Origin of the sequence: Salmonella enterica subsp. arizonae (genome assembly GCF_008692845.1) — a bacterium.
Lineage (GTDB): Bacteria > Pseudomonadota > Gammaproteobacteria > Enterobacterales > Enterobacteriaceae > Salmonella > Salmonella arizonae.
Window position 1 is genome coordinate 137806 of record NZ_VXJW01000006.1, and the last position, 15177, is coordinate 152982.

Consider the following 15177-nt stretch of genomic DNA (forward strand, 5'->3'; position numbering starts at 1 on the left):
CCGGAGCCATCATCGTTGTTTAGCTGACCCATTTCTGTTTATCAATGCGCTGTAACAGCATGGAAAGTAGCAGGCTTCCTGCCACCGTAGCGGAAAAAATCCACCCGATATCCAACGGTGGCCAACGTTTTAATTCCAGTCCGTTGGTGCGTAGCGCATGGATAATCAGCGCGTGAAAACCATAAATACCCAACGAGTGGCGGGAGATAAGCCCCAGTCCAGGTAAAGTTCGCGCATTCAACTTATTTTTAACCACCGTGAACAGTGAAACAGCGCAAATAAACACCATGGGGCCGCAATACAGATACCAGGTATCGGCAAAATTTCCACGCCAGCGTAATTCATGCAATGTGCCGCGAGAAATAATAAATACCGCGATGATGAACAGGGCGGCGCAGATAAGCGTCAGCGATTGCTTTTGCGTCTCCATCATTCCAATGGCGCGTCCCAGCATACCGTAGAGAATGTAATAGAACGTGTCGCCACTGATATACAGGTTGATGGGCAACCATTCAACGCCGCCTATTTTCTGCGGCACAGTATTCGGATTAGCAATAATGCCAATGACCATCATCATCGTCAGGAGCATTTTGCCGCTCACATTTTTTACCTGGATTAATGGCGATACCAGATAGATCACCGCAATCGCAAAGAAAAACCACAGGTGATAAAACACGGGTTTTTGCAGCAAATTTTTTAGCGAGAGCTCGGCGTTGATCGAGGTAAAAAGTGAAATGTAAATCAGGGCGACAACGCTGTAAAAGATAAGGCAGAGGGCGATACGTAAAAAATGCCGCGACTGCGCGCTTCGCTCGCCAAAAAAAAGATAGCCTGAAATCATAAAAAACAGGGGAACGCTAACTCGCGAAGTCGAATTCAGGATGTTCGCAATATCCCAGTTTAACGGGCTGACGCTGTGGGCATTAGTGATGTACCATGTTGTGGTATGGATCATCACCACCATTAAACAGGCGATCCCTCGCAGGTTATCAATCCAGTTAATTTTAGGCTGCATCAGTTCCTCAGCTTCCGTTTCAATAGGGTTCCAGCGCGGTGGCGAACTGGAAAAATCTGACTTTTTACGCTACACCTTGTGATGGCGTAAGGAGATTCGCACAATGCGTCTGTTAACCACAAACCTTAATAATAATAAGACTGATCGGCAAACCAGACGGTAATAAAAATGACGATGAAGTATTTCTTTCCTGTGATGATAGCCATCGCGTTGGTGGGATGCACAGAGACGCAACCGCCGACGCAGAAAGCCCAGCAAAGTAAAGTTAGTCCGACACGCACGCTGGATATGGAAGCCTTGTGTAAAAATCAGGCGGCGCGACGTTACAATACTGACGCACAGAAAATTGATGTTACCGGCTTCGAACAGTTTCAGGGGAGCTATGAAATGCGTGGTAATACCTTCCGTAAAGAGAGTTTTGTCTGCTCTTTTGATGCAGATGGGCAGTTTTTACATCTTTCTATGCGGTAAAAGCCGCCTCTGGTGAGGTGTGATACCGCGAATCCGGGCATTTTTCGCTAAACAAACCTGTTTCATACTGTATATCTCGCATCCAGCGGGTATACTGGCTCCTTCCTTTAAATCCACACGTATCCAGCACGAAATAATATGCAAAAGTTTGATACCAGGACCTTCCAGGGCTTGATCCTGACCTTACAGGATTACTGGGCTCGCCAGGGCTGTACCATTGTTCAACCATTGGACATGGAAGTCGGCGCGGGAACCTCTCACCCAATGACCTGCCTGCGCGCGCTGGGGCCAGAGCCGATGGCGACTGCCTATGTGCAGCCTTCTCGTCGTCCTACCGATGGTCGCTATGGCGAAAACCCGAACCGTTTACAGCACTATTATCAGTTTCAGGTGGTGATTAAACCGTCTCCGGAGAACATTCAGGAGCTGTACCTCGGTTCTTTGAAAGAACTGGGTATGGACCCAACCATTCACGATATCCGTTTCGTGGAAGATAACTGGGAAAACCCAACGCTGGGCGCTTGGGGGCTGGGCTGGGAAGTGTGGCTGAACGGCATGGAAGTGACGCAGTTCACCTACTTCCAGCAGGTTGGTGGTCTGGAATGTAAACCTGTGACCGGGGAAATAACCTACGGTCTGGAACGTCTGGCAATGTACATCCAGGGCGTAGACAGCGTTTATGATCTGGTCTGGAGCGACGGCCCTCTGGGTAAAACCACTTACGGCGACGTGTTCCATCAGAATGAAGTGGAGCAGTCCACCTATAACTTTGAATACGCCGATGTGGATTTCTTGTTCACCTGCTTTGAGCAGTATGAAAAAGAAGCGCAGCAACTGCTGGCGCTGGAAAACCCGCTGCCGCTCCCGGCCTACGAGCGTATTCTGAAAGCCGCCCATAGCTTTAACCTGCTGGATGCGCGTAAAGCCATTTCCGTCACTGAACGTCAGCGCTACATTTTGCGTATTCGCACCCTGACCAAAGCAGTGGCGGAAGCTTATTATGCTTCCCGTGAAGCCCTCGGCTTCCCGATGTGCAACAAAGAGGAATAAGAGGCGGCCATGTCTGAGAAAACTTTTCTGGTGGAAATCGGCACTGAAGAGCTGCCGCCAAAAGCCCTGCGCAGCCTGGCGGAGTCCTTTGCTGCGAACTTTACTGCGGAGCTGGATAACGCTGGCCTCGCGCACGGCAAGGTTGAATGGTTTGCCGCCCCGCGCCGTCTGGCGCTGAAAGTGGCGAATCTTGCTGAATCTCAGCCCGATCGCGAAGTCGAAAAACGTGGTCCGGCGATTGCTCAGGCGTTCGACGCCGAAGGCAAACCGAGCAAAGCGGCAGAAGGCTGGGCGCGCGGCTGCGGGATCACCGTTGATCAGGCCGAGCGTCTGAAGACCGGCAAAGGCGAATGGCTGCTGTATCGCGCCCACGTGAAGGGCGAAAGTACCGAAGCGCTGGTGCCGAACATGGTAGCCACCTCGCTGGCGAAACTGCCTATTCCGAAACTGATGCGCTGGGGCGCGTCCGACGTTCACTTCGTGCGTCCGGTTCACACCGTGACCCTGCTGCTGGGCGATAACGTTATTCCGGCGACTATTCTGGGCATTCAGTCTGACCGCGTGATTCGCGGCCATCGCTTTATGGGCGAGCCGGAGTTCACCATCGATACTGCCGATCAGTACCCGCAAATTCTGCTGGAACGCGGCAAAGTTATTGCGGACTACGAAGCGCGTAAAGCTAAAATCAAAGCGGATGCGGAAGAGGCGGCGCGCAAGATTGGCGGCAATGCCGACCTGAGCGAAAGCCTGCTGGAAGAAGTCGCCTCGCTGGTGGAATGGCCGGTGGTATTGACGGCGAAATTCGAAGAAAAATTCCTCGCTGTGCCTGCCGAAGCGCTGGTGTACACCATGAAGGGCGACCAGAAGTATTTCCCGGTTTATGATAACGCGGGCAAGCTGCTGCCGAACTTTATCTTCGTCGCCAACATTGAGTCGACAGACCCGCAACAAATCATTTCCGGTAACGAGAAAGTAGTTCGTCCACGCTTGGCGGATGCTGAGTTCTTCTTCAATACCGACCGCAAAAAACGCCTGGAAGACCATCTTCCGCGTCTGCAAACCGTCCTGTTCCAGCAACAGCTCGGTACATTGCGTGACAAGACCGATCGCATTCAGGCGCTGGCGGGCTGGATTGCCGGTCAGATTGGCGCTGACGTGAACCACGCCACCCGCGCAGGCCTGCTGTCCAAGTGCGATCTGATGACCAACATGGTCTTTGAGTTCACCGATACTCAGGGTGTGATGGGGATGCACTACGCGCGCCATGATGGCGAAGCGGAAGATGTTGCCGTGGCGCTGAACGAACAGTATCAGCCGCGTTTTGCCGGGGATGACCTGCCGTCAAACCCGGTGGCCTGCGCGCTGGCAATCGCTGATAAGATGGATACCCTGGCGGGTATCTTCGGCATTGGTCAGCATCCGAAAGGCGACAAAGATCCGTTTGCGTTACGCCGCGCCGCGCTGGGCGTGCTGCGCATCATCGTTGAGAAAAACCTCGCTCTTGATCTGCAAACGCTGACGGAAGAGGCTGTACGTCTGTATGGCGATAAGCTGACCAACGCCAATGTAGTCGATGATGTGATCGATTTTATGCTGGGTCGCTTCCGCGCCTGGTATCAGGACGAAGGCTACACCGTTGATACCATCCAGGCGGTACTGGCGCGTCGTCCGACCCGTCCGGCTGATTTTGATGCCCGCATGAAGGCGGTGTCTCACTTCCGTACCCTGGAAGAAGCCTCTGCGCTGGCGGCGGCGAACAAGCGCGTCTCCAACATCCTGGCGAAAGCCACTGAGCCGCTGAATGATATCGTCCACGCCTCCGTACTGAAAGAAGCGGCGGAAATTGAGTTGGCCAGACATCTGGTTGTGCTGCGTGATAAGCTTCAGCCGTACTTTGCCGATGGCCGTTATCAGGAAGCGTTGATTGAGTTGGCCGCTCTGCGCGCTCCGGTGGATGAATTCTTCGAAAATGTAATGGTCAACGCGGAAGAGAAAGATATCCGTATCAACCGTCTGACGCTGTTGTCGAAACTACGCGAACTGTTCCTGCAGGTTGCGGATATTTCGTTACTGCAATAAGCGTTCAGTTAATTAAACAAAAACCTGCTCTCGGGCAGGTTTTTTTATAACATAAATAGTATCAGTCGATTCGCTAATAATTCTGTAACTCATAGATGCGGTTATTTCTATTGATTGGCAAAAAATATTTCAGGAATACATTAACGCTGGCGGTACGGATATTGGCGTTAGAATAGCTGCGGGTGCTTGAGACTGTTTGTCTCAGGTATTCACCAAAAGGCAGAGAGAGAAAAGCTCCACCTGACTATAAATCAAAAGTGCACAGCACCCATTATTGATCTCTTCAATAACGAAGTGATCTCCTGCAGTATTTCAGAACGTCCAACCATGCCGATGATCGATGACATACTCATGAAGGCATTTGCCAGACTTGATGCGAGTACCAATCCGGTTCTTCATTCAGATCAGGGCTGGCAATACCGTCATCAATGGTACCAGTATCAGTTACGAGAGTTTGGCATCATCCAAAGTATGTCCCGCAAAGGCAACGGCCTTGATAATGCCTGTGCAGAATTTTTTTCGGGACTTTAAAATCAGAAAGTTTTTACACCAGTAAATTTAAGGATATTGATGAACTTAAGATAGCTATTGAGGATTACATATGATACTACAATACCCGACGAATTAGCCTTAGATTTAACGTACTCAGCCCGGTTGAATACCGCCTAAAGAGCTATCCAGGCAGAAATTAACAAGGTCTGTACAGGGATGCTATCAGGAAACCTGAACGTCGGTGGATACGCTCACGCAAATGTCTGCTATAAGCGATAAGCGGACTTCGCCAGTGACAGGTCAAGGTGGCAGTAGCTTAAAAAGCACGTAAACCGTGTACACATTTAGGCTTTCAAAGCCAAGATTTTATCTAGTAGTAGGGATTTTTACTCTTGATCATTGAATAGTTTAATATAAAAATTAAGGTTCCAAAATGCTTTCAAATACTTAGTGTTTTTGCTAAATTCAATGGCAAATGCGAGTAATACATTGATTTTTTTTTAAATAAAAAAGGAGTGTTGGTATGCTTGAATGGTTAAATAACCACATAGGTACTGATTGGGCTACATACCTCGGAGTACTTCTAGCGATCCTGTCATTAATTTGGGGAGGGAAAAAAGTACTAAAAAATAAGTCAATTTCCCAAAAAGCAAAAGTCAACGGAGGCATAGTTATTCAGGTTGGAGGTGATTTTCAAGGAGGAAAGGATAATGAATCAAAAAGCTCAAGCAAATGAAAATTCGACTGTAATACAGATTGCGGGAAACTTAACTCAAGGAATCAGCTTTGCTGAGTGTGAACGATTATTTAATTTATTGCTAACAGAAAATTTCCCAAGACTCGAAGCTATTGCTGCCTCAACAGCCAAGGAAAATGTTGACGCATTAGTCAAGGCGACATTCGAAAAAATTGATTCAAAGATTGATCAAATCAGCGTAGAAAAACTTGCTCAGCCCGATGTACAAAGTACATTTAACAACGCAGTTCAAGGTGTTGCAAGAAAAGGTACCAAAATAGATATCGATTTATTGGCCGAATTGTTGGAATCCAGAATCGAAAAAGACAGTACTGACTACATAGATAATTGTATTGAAGCGGCAGTGGAGATGGTACCAAAATTAACTAGTGATATGCTAGCAATCTTGCCAGCATTGCATTTTATTCAATCACTTACTTGGAGTAACCCTGCTGAAGTTGATAATGTTTATGGCTTAATCTATGATCATTTTTTGTCGCGAGGTGACGATATGTCACGTTCGAAACTCAAGACAATGGCCTCTATTGGGGTGGGAAGTTACGTCAATATTATGGGAAGCAATACCTTTGAAGGTATGAAGGAAAAAAATAATTACCTACAAGGGATTGATGCAGAATTGAAATATCCGAGAATGTATCAAGCTTTAAATTTCTATGATCAAAAAGACTTGCACCAACTCACGCTCACTACACCGGGCCAAGTAATAGCCATCAAAATGCTGGCAAAAATATTTCCTTCAATGAATTTGCGCGATTTTTTACAGTAAATCTTAGCATTGACTAGATCCATGCCGATTAGTATATTTGGGATGTTGTCTATTTCTACTTATCTTATAAAATAGGGCTACTGCAGCAGCCCTAACAAGTTTATATAATATCAGGAAAATTGGTCCATTCAATTTTTGAAATATGATATGTTCGCCATCTATTAACATTCTTAGACGTGCTTGACATCCGCTCATGGCACAAAGCGGACATCAGTATTCAAAAAATGAAAAACGACGACTTGATGTATATCGTTTGCTATACATGGTGGTTGTGCTATTCTTGTAAAGCAAATGCTATACAAAGGGTGTCTCATGAAATCAGATGTTCAACTTAACCTTAGAGCTAAGGAATCGCAGCGGGCGCTCATTGATGCAGCTGCGGAAATCCTTCACAAGTCACGTACAGATTTCATTCCATGGAAAAGGGCTTGGTGCTGATTTACTTCATGATGCAGTGCTTCGTTGCTATCGGGTTGCCGAGAATATTGGTGTACGTGCAATCATGGTTCATGCACTTACCGAAGAAGCCAAAAATTTCTACATTCACCATGGTTTCAAATCATCACAAACTCAGCAGCGAACATTGTTCCTTAGGCTCCCTCAATAGAATGCAAAGACTGTTATGTTCAAATCGCTATAAGCGATAATTTGATAGAACGTCTAAGGTTAAATTCAGGAAGAATACGACGAACAAAATATTGATGAGACAGGAATCCGCGTGATGCAAGAAAGCAACGGAATGGATAATTCGATTGCGGACAATGTTATTTAGTTATAGCCAGAAACAAAAAAGAGCCCATGTATTAAATGGACTCTTTCGCTGATGCCTCGGTTAATCTGTCCAGGTTTTTGGGGTCAGTACAAAGTGAGCCCACCTCTGCCATTCTTGTGGCGCTATGCATTCTCAAGGCACTCTGTTAATTTTATCTTGTTGGCGTTTTATAGGCCCGATAACCCATTATGTTATCGGGCATTTTTTTAACGTAATGGTAATTCCGTCAGGCAGGTCTGGCTGTCACCTTTTGTGGCAATAGCATGTGACGCTGTTTTGCCGTTGTAGCTCACTTCGATCGTTCCTTCCATGTCGCGCGGAAGCCAGACGCCGATAAAGCCGTTTTGATAGCTCCTCAGCGCTTTTTGCATGATGACATCACCTTTGTTATCCGTCACTTTTACATTGAAAGTCGTGTTCGGCATTTCTCCCTGACAGCCGGAAAGGCTGTGGTTAAAACAGGGGTGTGTCCGCCATTCATAGGGCGCAAAAGAGAGATAGAATTTGTCGCCTAACGGTAGCGTATAAATCTGCTCTCCGTCAGATAATTTGAGTTCGGTACTGGTAATCGACGCGGAGTAAGGCAAAGGACGGCTCTGCGGCGTTTGATCAATCGTATCCACGATCTGCTCAACCGTTTTTCCCGCAAGCCCGTGTTGCGCCAGAAAAGCGGATTCTGAGGATGCCGCAAGCGCGGAGCCGCTGGCGCATAAACCCAAAAGTAATAACCATGATGCTTTCGACATAACTTCAATTCCTTGTGAACAATATCCTTGCCCACTATAGGGGTTCCCCTAAGGGAAAGGTCAAAGGGACGCAGGGTAAAGTAATGCAAAGTTATGCAGGGGGAGAGGGGGAAATTGGAATAAAAAAATCCCCGCCATCAGGCAGGGATCTTCAATTCTGAGCTTTTTAAGCTTACAGGCTGGCTACGTTGCCAGCTGCCGGGCCTTTAGCGCCGCTTTCGATGGTGAAGGAAACTTTCTGACCTTCATCCAGAGATTTGTAACCATCGTTCTGAATTGCGGAGAAGTGTACGAACACGTCTTTAGAACCATCATCAGGAGTAATAAAGCCGAAGCCTTTATCAGCGTTGAACCATTTTACGATACCAGTCATTTTACCGGACATAGTGTATTACCTTTTAAAAAATAAGTGTGCCTTTCGGCGTTATGGCGTGCTTTACAGATTTTTTAAGCGTTAAGGAAATGCGCACTACGAGGGGTATCTAATGGATAACTCTTGAAGGGGACTTGCCTTACTAAACTGCTTCAATGGTCTGTACGTCAAACCGTTGGACACATTAACTCATGTAATGCCGGGCGATGCAACTTTTATTTTACTTTATTTCTCCGGGGGCGAGAATTGTGTGGGGGAAACGGTCCCTACGCAGGACCGTTAAAACAGAAAGTGGTAAAAGTTACTCCATCAATTGCTTACTTAATCGTGGGTTCGCCTGTATCAGGCGCATCAACTTGAGCTCTGCTGGCGTGGGTTTTTCGCGTTTCGATTCCCATTCCTGAACCATGGCAACCGTTACGCCCAGAGCTCTGGCGAATTCATCTGTTTTTAGCCCCGTTCCTCTCCGTAACTGTTCAAATTCGGTAAAAGGATTGGGTTTTTGCGTCAGGGTTATCTTTCGCGTTTCATCTTTAAAAACAATTTGTTCCAGGCTGCTCAGCAGCTCAAACATCGGATCTTTATATTCCATTGAGAACTCCTGTAAATCACACAGCGGGATCGTGAAATGCATCGAAGCCTATTAAGAATAGTCAGGAAAATTCCGGGTGGGGGGAGACGCGTCGTCAGGAAGCGTTATCGAGTCGTTTCGATGACTTGCGCGACGTGACTTTTAGGGAGCTAACAATTTGATCCAGCAAGATATATCCGTCTTTCACAAAACAATTGTAAAGATTAAAAAATATTTCATTACTTGCTGGAAAGCTTTCTTGCCGCGCTTTTTATCGAAGTGCCAAGTCAAAAATTAACAATAAAATAACAAATTAAGCGCTGATGCAGATAAACGTAATTTTCCACTATAAGATCGCGTGGAAAGGGTATCCTGCAAGCCTGACCTGGACTATCCTTGTAAGCCGTCGGGCACGCAGGTGTCGTTGTGCGCATTTTTGGGTGAAAGGAGTATTAACAATGGCGACAGGTAAGTCCTGCTCTCGCTGGTTTGCGCCTGTTGTGGCGTTATTAATGGTGTTTAGCCTGAGCGGGTGTTTTGATAAAGAAGGCGATCAGCGCAAAGCGTTTGTCGATTTCCTGCAGAATACAGCAATGCGTAGCGGAGAGCGTTTACCAACGCTGACGGCCGATCAAAAAAAACAGTTTGGTCCGTTCGTGTCTGATTACGCGATACTGTACGGCTACTCGCAGCAGGTAAACCAGGCGATGGATTCCGGTCTGCGCCCGGTGGTCGATAGCGTTAACGCCATCCGCGTTCCGCAGGATTATATGACGCAACGTGAGCCGCTGCGGCAGGCAAATGGTTCGTTAGGCGTACTGGCGCAACAGTTGCAGAACGCAAAATTGCAGGCTGATGCCGCGCATGGCGCGCTAAAACAGACCGATGAGCTGAAACCTGTGTTCGATCAGGTCTACAAAAAAGTGGTCACCGTGCCGGCAGATGCTCTGCAACCGCTGATCCCGGCGGCGCAGATCTTTACGCAGCAACTGGTACAAGTAGGCGATTTTATTGCGCAACAGGGCGAGCAGGTGAGCTTTGTCGCGAACGGCATTCAGTTTCCGACCTCACAGCAGGCCAGCCAATATAACGCGCTGATTGGGCCGTTGGCCTCGCAGCATCAGGCGTTTAATCAGGCCTGGACGGCGGCGGTAAACGCAACCCAGTAATGACACTCTGCCCGATAAGCGCAAGCCAGCGCTTATCGGGCCTGTAGTATTAACCCGCCGCCTGCGGATTCACGCAGTTGTTCTCTATTTTCCCTGCAGCGCATCAATCAAATTATCCACCGCACAGGCCATCATATTGTAGCGCGTCTCATGTGTTGCCGAGCCGATATGCGGCACCGCGACGACGTTAGACATGCCCAGCAGCGGCGAATCCACGGATAGCGGTTCGTATTCAAAGACATCCAGGCCTGCCGCATATATTTCACCGTTTTTCAGCGCGGCAATCAGCGCGTTTTCATCAACTACCGGGCCGCGTCCGGCATTAATGAAAATGGCGGACGATTTCATTCTGGCAAACTGGTTGGCGCCAAACAGATGCCGCGTTTCTGTTGTTAGCGGCAGGACCACGCAGACAAAATCGGCCTCCTGCAACAACGTATCCAGATCGCAGTAGCGGGCGTTAAACCGGTCTTCCGCCTCCTGATGCCGCCGGCGAGCGTTGTAAAGAACAGGCTTAGTAATGATCGACCAGCCGATTTCCACTCTGCCGGCAGCCGTGTCGTGGTGAAGGATGAATGAATACCGAATAAGGCGACGTTTATCCGGTCTGGCGAGGGAGTCATGCGTGCCGGGTAAAGCAGTATCGCTTTACCCGGCACAGTGGTTTATTGCAATGGACTCAAGGTAATTTCGACGCGACGGTTTTGCGCCTTACCTTCTGCCGTACTGTTGCTGGCGATCGGGTTCGCCGGGCCCATTCCGCTGGTACGGATGCGGCTGGCGTCGACGCCCTGCGTGATCAGCGAGCTGGCCACGGAGTCGGCACGCTGCTGCGACAGGCGCATATTCAGATCGTGGCTGCCGGTACTGTCGGTGTAGCCCACCACATTGACGGCGGTCTTGGGATACTCTTTTAGTACCATCGCCACGCCGGTCAACGTGTTGGTGCCTGCCGGTTTCAGCGTCGCGCTGCTGCTGTCGAAGGTGACATTATTCGGCATATTCAGAATGATATTATCGCCGCTTCGCGTCACGCTTACGCCTGTGCCTCGCATTTTGTCACGTAGTTTCGCTTCCTGTACGTCCATGTAGTAACCGACGCCGCCGCCCAGCGCTGCGCCCGCCGCTGCGCCAATCAGCGCGCCTTTACCGCGATCTTTTTTAGAGGAGGAGAGCGCGCCGATACCTGCGCCGACCAGCGATCCGATACCCGCGCCAATGCCGGATTTACCTGCTTCGCGTTCGCCGGTGTAAGGGTTTGTTGTGCAGCCAGATACTGCCAGGGCGCCGCTCACGATGGCAGCAATCACAAATACACGTTTTTTCATCTTAAATCCTTATCACTTTTTTATTGTTACCACAGCGACCGTGGCGGTTGATTATGACGTCTGCACATGAAGAAAATTCCAGGGAAAACTCTGAAATTTGTAAGTAACATTGACTGGTAAATTAAATAACCCCAATGATTCAGGAGCGAACCTTGACCCACGCACCATCGCGCCATTCGGTATTGACCGCTGCACACTGGGGGCCAGTCCGCGTTGAAACCGACGGAGAACGCATTTTTGCCTCATATGGCGAACTCCCGACGACACACCAAAACTCCCTGCAAACCGTTGTGCATGAGCAGGTGTATAGTAAAACGCGGGTTCGCTTCCCGATGGTACGTAAAGGGTTTCTGGCTTCTCCCGATAAGCCGCAAGGCGTACGCGGGCAGGATGAGTTTGTTCGCGTAAGTTGGGATGACGCGCTGGATCTGATCCACGCTCAGCACAAACGTATTCGCGAAAATTATGGACCTTCGTCCATCTTCGCCGGTTCCTACGGTTGGCGCTCAAATGGCGTATTGCATAAAGCGGCCACGCTATTGCAGCGTTACATGGCGTTGGCGGGAGGGTATACCGGCCATCTTGGCGATTATTCCACCGGCGCGGCACAGGCTATCATGCCTTATGTCGTGGGCGGCAACGAAGTTTACCAGCAACAGACCAGTTGGCCGGTGGTGCTGGAACACAGCGACGTCGTGGTGCTCTGGAGCGCGAATCCGCTTAATACTCTGAAAATTGCCTGGAACGCCTCGGATGAACAGGGACTTGAGTATTTTGCGGCGCTGCGAAAAAGCGGTAAGCGTCTGATCTGCATCGATCCGATGCGATCGGAAAGCGTCGACTTTTTTGGCGATAAGATGGAGTGGATCGCCCCGCATATGGGCACCGATGTGGCGTTAATGTTGGGGATCGCCCATACGCTGGTGGAAAATAGCTGGCAGGATGAGGCGTTCCTTGCCCGCTGCACGACGGGTTATGACGTCTTCGCCGACTATCTGTTGGGCGTGACCGACGGTACGGCTAAAACAGCGGAATGGGCGGCGGAAATTTGTGGCGTTTCTGCAGGGAAAATTCGTGAACTGGCGGAAATATTTCACCATAATACCACCATGCTGATGGCCGGTTGGGGAATGCAGCGCCAGCAATTCGGCGAGCAAAAGCACTGGATGATCGTCACGCTTGCCGCGATGTTGGGGCAAATTGGCGCGCCAGGCGGCGGGTTTGGTTTTTCTTATCACTTTGCCAACGGCGGCAATCCGACGCGTCGTGCCGCTGTGTTAGCATCGATGCAGGAGAGCATCACAGGCGGCGTTGATGCGGTAGATAAAATACCGGTGGCGCGTATCGTCGAGGCGCTGGAAAACCCCGGTGGGTTTTACCAGCACAATGGTATGGATCGTCGCTTCCCGGATATTCGTTTTATCTGGTGGGCGGGCGGCGCGAACTTTACCCATCATCAGGATACCAACCGTCTGATTCGCGCGTGGCAAAAGCCGGATCTGGTTGTCATCTCTGAATGTTTCTGGACGGCCGCCGCAAAACACGCGGATATTGTTCTGCCCGCGACCACCAGCTATGAGCGTAACGATCTGACCATGACCGGCGACTATAGTCATCAGCATTTGGCGCCGATGAAGCAGGTTGTGCTGCCGCAGTATGAAGCGCGAAATGATTTCGATGTGTTTGCTGAACTGAGCGAACGATGGGAATCTGGCGGTTACGCACGGTTTACAGAGGGAAAAAGCGAGCTGGCGTGGCTGGAAACTTTCTACAATATTGCCGCCCAGCGTGGCGCCAGTCAGGGGGTGACGTTACCACCGTTTAGCGCATTCTGGCAGGCTAACCGTTTACTGGAGATGCCGGAAAATCCCGCCAACGCGCAGTTTGTGCGCTTCGCGGATTTTCGCCGCGATCCTGATAATCATCCGCTAAAAACGGCCAGCGGCAAAATCGAAATCTATTCTGCGCGCATTGCCAGTTATGGTTACGCAGATTGCCCCGGCCATCCAATGTGGCTTGTGCCGGATGAGTGGCACGGGAACGCCGACGCGGGACAGGTTCAGCTACTTTCCGCGCATCCGGCGCATCGCCTGCATAGCCAGCTTAACTACAGTTCGTTACGGGAGCGGTATGCGGTAGCCGGACGTGAACCAATGACGATTCATCCGCAGGATGCGACAGCGCGTGGAATCATCGACGGCGATACGGTACGCGTCTGGAATCATCGCGGGCAGATTCTGGCGGGCGCGGTCGTTACCGAAGGGATTCGCCCCGGCGTCGTCTGTATTCACGAAGGCGCATGGCCGGATCCTGAACCTACCGCAGGCGGTATATGTAAAAACGGCGCGGTAAACATCCTGACAAAAGATCTTGCCAGCTCACGGCTGGGTAACGGTTGTGCGGGCAACACCGCGCTGGTGTGGTTCGAGAAATATACCGGCCCGGCGCTACCGCTTACGGCATTTGATCCGCCTGCCAACTCATAATCCAGGTGGGATGGGAGGTATCCTCCTGCCAGGCGCTATCTTCAATGCGAAAACCGAGCGCATGGTAGAAGTTTACGGCTGATTGATTTTTCTGGTAAACCTCAAGGCTCAACAGAGGAAAACGTTGCTGTACATATTCCAGAAGCGCTTTACCAATGCCGTGTCTTAACGCGTCGGGGGAGACAAACAGCGCCCCGACAAAACAGGCTTCCAGCACGCTAACGAAGCCTTTCAGTTGCCCACTTTCCTCCCATACCCAGGTTTGCGCGGCGGGTAAATAGACATCGCGCACAATCGCTTCGCTCTCATGCCAGTAACGTTCTTCGATAAAGGGATGGGCATAAATGGTACTTTTCATCCACAGCGCCAGAATAGACGCCATGTCCTCACTCTGGGATTTGCGAATCATGTTTTTCTCCCGGATGGCAAAAACAGCCGGTAATATGGTCGTTGACCAGTCCGCACGCCTGCATAAAGGAGTAGCAGATAGTCGTACCGACAAACTTGAAACCTCGCTTTTTCAATGCCTTAGCAAGCGCATCGGACGCGGGTGTTGAGGTGGGAATCTCATCCAGACTGGCTGCCTGTGTGATCTGCGGCTGGCCATCAACGAATGACCAGACAAAATCGGCGAAAGGTTCGCCGTTTTGCTCCATCGCAAGCCAGGCGCGGGCGTTGCTGACAATAGCCTGAATTTTCCCGAGATGTCGTATAATCCCCGTATTCTGCAGCAGGCGTTCAATATCCTGCTCCTGCATAGTTGCGATGCGTACCGGGTCAAATTGATGAAAACAGGCGCGGTAGTTCTCCCGTTTTTTAAGCACGGTGATCCAGGATAAACCGGCCTGTTGACCTTCAAGACAGATCATTTCAAACAATTTTCTGCCATCAGTTTCCGGTACGCCCCACTCGTTGTCATGATAGGCTATATAAAGGGGCTCTTGGCTGACCCAGCCGCAACGCTGCATAGATTTCCTCGTTATTGTGGTTACCGCGAAAATTTTCTTCAACCCGTCTTGACGGACCCGCTAAAAGGACAATAGTTAATACAGGGCTAATGCCCGACATCCTTCATTCAATGACAATAATATCGCCGAATTCG

General features: G+C 49.8%; 14 protein-coding genes and 4 pseudogenes. 10 read left to right on the forward strand and 8 right to left on the reverse strand.

The window, feature by feature from the left end:
* Positions 1-19: 19 nt before the first annotated feature.
* Positions 20-1015: an acyltransferase gene (locus F4V61_RS13110; RefSeq protein WP_079827432.1), complete on the reverse strand. Its 996-nt coding sequence runs from the start codon at positions 1013-1015 to the stop codon at positions 20-22.
* A gap of 168 nt (positions 1016-1183) precedes the next feature.
* Between F4V61_RS13110 and F4V61_RS13120 the strand changes: the two genes are divergently transcribed.
* From F4V61_RS13120 to F4V61_RS13160, 8 genes and pseudogenes are all read left to right on the forward strand, one after another.
* The gene (locus tag F4V61_RS13120; protein ID WP_058344910.1) at positions 1184-1486 is read left to right on the forward strand and encodes a YsaB family lipoprotein; all 303 of its coding nucleotides are present in this window, start codon (positions 1184-1186) and stop codon (positions 1484-1486) included.
* Between the two features lie 138 nt (positions 1487-1624).
* The gene (glyQ, locus tag F4V61_RS13125; protein WP_058344911.1) at positions 1625-2536 is read left to right on the forward strand and encodes a glycine--tRNA ligase subunit alpha; all 912 of its coding nucleotides are present in this window, start codon (positions 1625-1627) and stop codon (positions 2534-2536) included.
* A gap of 9 nt (positions 2537-2545) precedes the next feature.
* Entirely contained in the window at positions 2546-4615 is a 2070-nt protein-coding gene (glyS, locus tag F4V61_RS13130; RefSeq protein ID WP_058344912.1) for a glycine--tRNA ligase subunit beta, read from the forward strand.
* A gap of 264 nt (positions 4616-4879) precedes the next feature.
* Positions 4880-5307 (forward strand): annotated as a pseudogene (locus F4V61_RS22415) (transposase); the annotation flags it as partial.
* 323 nt (positions 5308-5630) lie between these two features.
* The gene (locus F4V61_RS13145) at positions 5631-5843 is read left to right on the forward strand and encodes a hypothetical protein (RefSeq protein WP_000895345.1); all 213 of its coding nucleotides are present in this window, start codon (positions 5631-5633) and stop codon (positions 5841-5843) included.
* Positions 5818-6630 (forward strand): LPO_1073/Vpar_1526 family protein, encoded by an 813-nt coding sequence (locus tag F4V61_RS13150; RefSeq protein ID WP_001071989.1) that lies wholly within the window; start codon positions 5818-5820, stop codon positions 6628-6630. Before F4V61_RS13145 ends, F4V61_RS13150 begins: the two co-directional genes overlap by 26 nt.
* Positions 6631-6921: 291 nt before the next feature.
* Positions 6922-7044 (forward strand): annotated as a pseudogene (locus tag F4V61_RS13155) (DUF1778 domain-containing protein); the annotation flags it as partial.
* A pseudogene (locus tag F4V61_RS13160) lies at positions 7031-7237 on the forward strand (GNAT family N-acetyltransferase); the annotation flags it as partial. The pseudogenes F4V61_RS13155 and F4V61_RS13160, both read left to right, overlap by 14 nt.
* 371 nt (positions 7238-7608) lie before the next feature.
* Here F4V61_RS13160 and cueP read toward each other — a convergent pair.
* The 3 genes from cueP to F4V61_RS13175 all read right to left on the reverse strand — a co-directional run bounded on the left by cueP (position 7609) and on the right by F4V61_RS13175 (position 9113).
* A complete protein-coding gene (cueP, locus tag F4V61_RS13165; RefSeq protein WP_080160961.1) occupies positions 7609-8148 on the reverse strand; it encodes a copper-binding periplasmic metallochaperone CueP in 540 nt (179 codons plus the stop codon).
* 172 nt (positions 8149-8320) lie between these two features.
* Complete coding sequence (cspE, locus tag F4V61_RS13170; RefSeq protein ID WP_000014593.1) at positions 8321-8533, reverse strand: transcription antiterminator/RNA stability regulator CspE; 213 nt, start codon at positions 8531-8533, stop codon at positions 8321-8323.
* Positions 8534-8822: 289 nt separating this feature from the next.
* The gene (locus F4V61_RS13175) at positions 8823-9113 is read right to left on the reverse strand and encodes an HTH-type transcriptional regulator (RefSeq protein WP_000455790.1); all 291 of its coding nucleotides are present in this window, start codon (positions 9111-9113) and stop codon (positions 8823-8825) included.
* Between the two features lie 437 nt (positions 9114-9550).
* On the opposite strand from F4V61_RS13175, the gene F4V61_RS13180 reads away from it, so the two are divergent.
* Positions 9551-10261 carry a DUF3053 domain-containing protein gene (locus tag F4V61_RS13180; protein ID WP_000190526.1) on the forward strand — a complete coding sequence of 237 codons (711 nt, stop codon included), beginning with the start codon at positions 9551-9553 and terminating at the stop codon, positions 10259-10261.
* A 49-nt stretch (positions 10262-10310) separates the two neighbouring features.
* On the opposite strand, the pseudogene F4V61_RS13185 reads toward F4V61_RS13180, so the two are convergent.
* A pseudogene (locus tag F4V61_RS13185) lies at positions 10311-10774 on the reverse strand (NAD(P)-dependent oxidoreductase); the annotation flags it as partial.
* Positions 10775-10926: 152 nt separating this feature from the next.
* Complete coding sequence (locus tag F4V61_RS13190; RefSeq protein WP_080160962.1) at positions 10927-11589, reverse strand: OmpA family lipoprotein; 663 nt, start codon at positions 11587-11589, stop codon at positions 10927-10929.
* A 152-nt stretch (positions 11590-11741) separates the two neighbouring features.
* Between F4V61_RS13190 and F4V61_RS13195 the strand changes: the two genes are divergently transcribed.
* On the forward strand, positions 11742-14075 hold the full coding sequence (locus F4V61_RS13195; RefSeq protein WP_079832549.1) for a molybdopterin guanine dinucleotide-containing S/N-oxide reductase: 2334 nt from the start codon (positions 11742-11744) through the stop codon (positions 14073-14075).
* Here F4V61_RS13195 and F4V61_RS13200 read toward each other — a convergent pair.
* Together F4V61_RS13200 and tag are read right to left on the reverse strand one after the other, a co-directional pair.
* Positions 14044-14484: an N-acetyltransferase gene (locus F4V61_RS13200; RefSeq protein ID WP_000619906.1), complete on the reverse strand. Its 441-nt coding sequence runs from the start codon at positions 14482-14484 to the stop codon at positions 14044-14046. The genes F4V61_RS13195 and F4V61_RS13200 overlap by 32 nt on opposite strands.
* On the reverse strand, positions 14462-15043 hold the full coding sequence (gene tag / locus F4V61_RS13205; RefSeq protein ID WP_038397420.1) for a DNA-3-methyladenine glycosylase I: 582 nt from the start codon (positions 15041-15043) through the stop codon (positions 14462-14464). The genes F4V61_RS13200 and tag overlap by 23 nt, the downstream gene beginning before the upstream one ends.
* Positions 15044-15177: the final 134 nt, after the last annotated feature.

Excerpts from the sequence above, each read along its gene's own strand:
- F4V61_RS13110 (WP_079827432.1), bottom strand. The coding sequence starts at position 1,015 with ATGCAGCCTAAAATTAACTGGATTGATAACCTGCGAGGGATCGCCTGT.
- F4V61_RS13120 (WP_058344910.1), top strand. The coding sequence starts at position 1,184 with ATGACGATGAAGTATTTCTTTCCTGTGATGATAGCCATCGCGTTGGTG.
- glyQ (WP_058344911.1), top strand. The coding sequence starts at position 1,625 with ATGCAAAAGTTTGATACCAGGACCTTCCAGGGCTTGATCCTGACCTTA.
- glyS (WP_058344912.1), top strand. The coding sequence starts at position 2,546 with ATGTCTGAGAAAACTTTTCTGGTGGAAATCGGCACTGAAGAGCTGCCG.
- F4V61_RS13145 (WP_000895345.1), top strand. The coding sequence starts at position 5,631 with ATGCTTGAATGGTTAAATAACCACATAGGTACTGATTGGGCTACATAC.
- F4V61_RS13150 (WP_001071989.1), top strand. The coding sequence starts at position 5,818 with ATGAATCAAAAAGCTCAAGCAAATGAAAATTCGACTGTAATACAGATT.
- cueP (WP_080160961.1), bottom strand. The coding sequence starts at position 8,148 with ATGTCGAAAGCATCATGGTTATTACTTTTGGGTTTATGCGCCAGCGGC.
- cspE (WP_000014593.1), bottom strand. The coding sequence starts at position 8,533 with ATGTCCGGTAAAATGACTGGTATCGTAAAATGGTTCAACGCTGATAAA.
- F4V61_RS13175 (WP_000455790.1), bottom strand. The coding sequence starts at position 9,113 with ATGGAATATAAAGATCCGATGTTTGAGCTGCTGAGCAGCCTGGAACAA.
- F4V61_RS13180 (WP_000190526.1), top strand. The coding sequence starts at position 9,551 with ATGGCGACAGGTAAGTCCTGCTCTCGCTGGTTTGCGCCTGTTGTGGCG.
- F4V61_RS13190 (WP_080160962.1), bottom strand. The coding sequence starts at position 11,589 with ATGAAAAAACGTGTATTTGTGATTGCTGCCATCGTGAGCGGCGCCCTG.
- F4V61_RS13200 (WP_000619906.1), bottom strand. The coding sequence starts at position 14,484 with ATGATTCGCAAATCCCAGAGTGAGGACATGGCGTCTATTCTGGCGCTG.
- tag (WP_038397420.1), bottom strand. The coding sequence starts at position 15,043 with ATGCAGCGTTGCGGCTGGGTCAGCCAAGAGCCCCTTTATATAGCCTAT.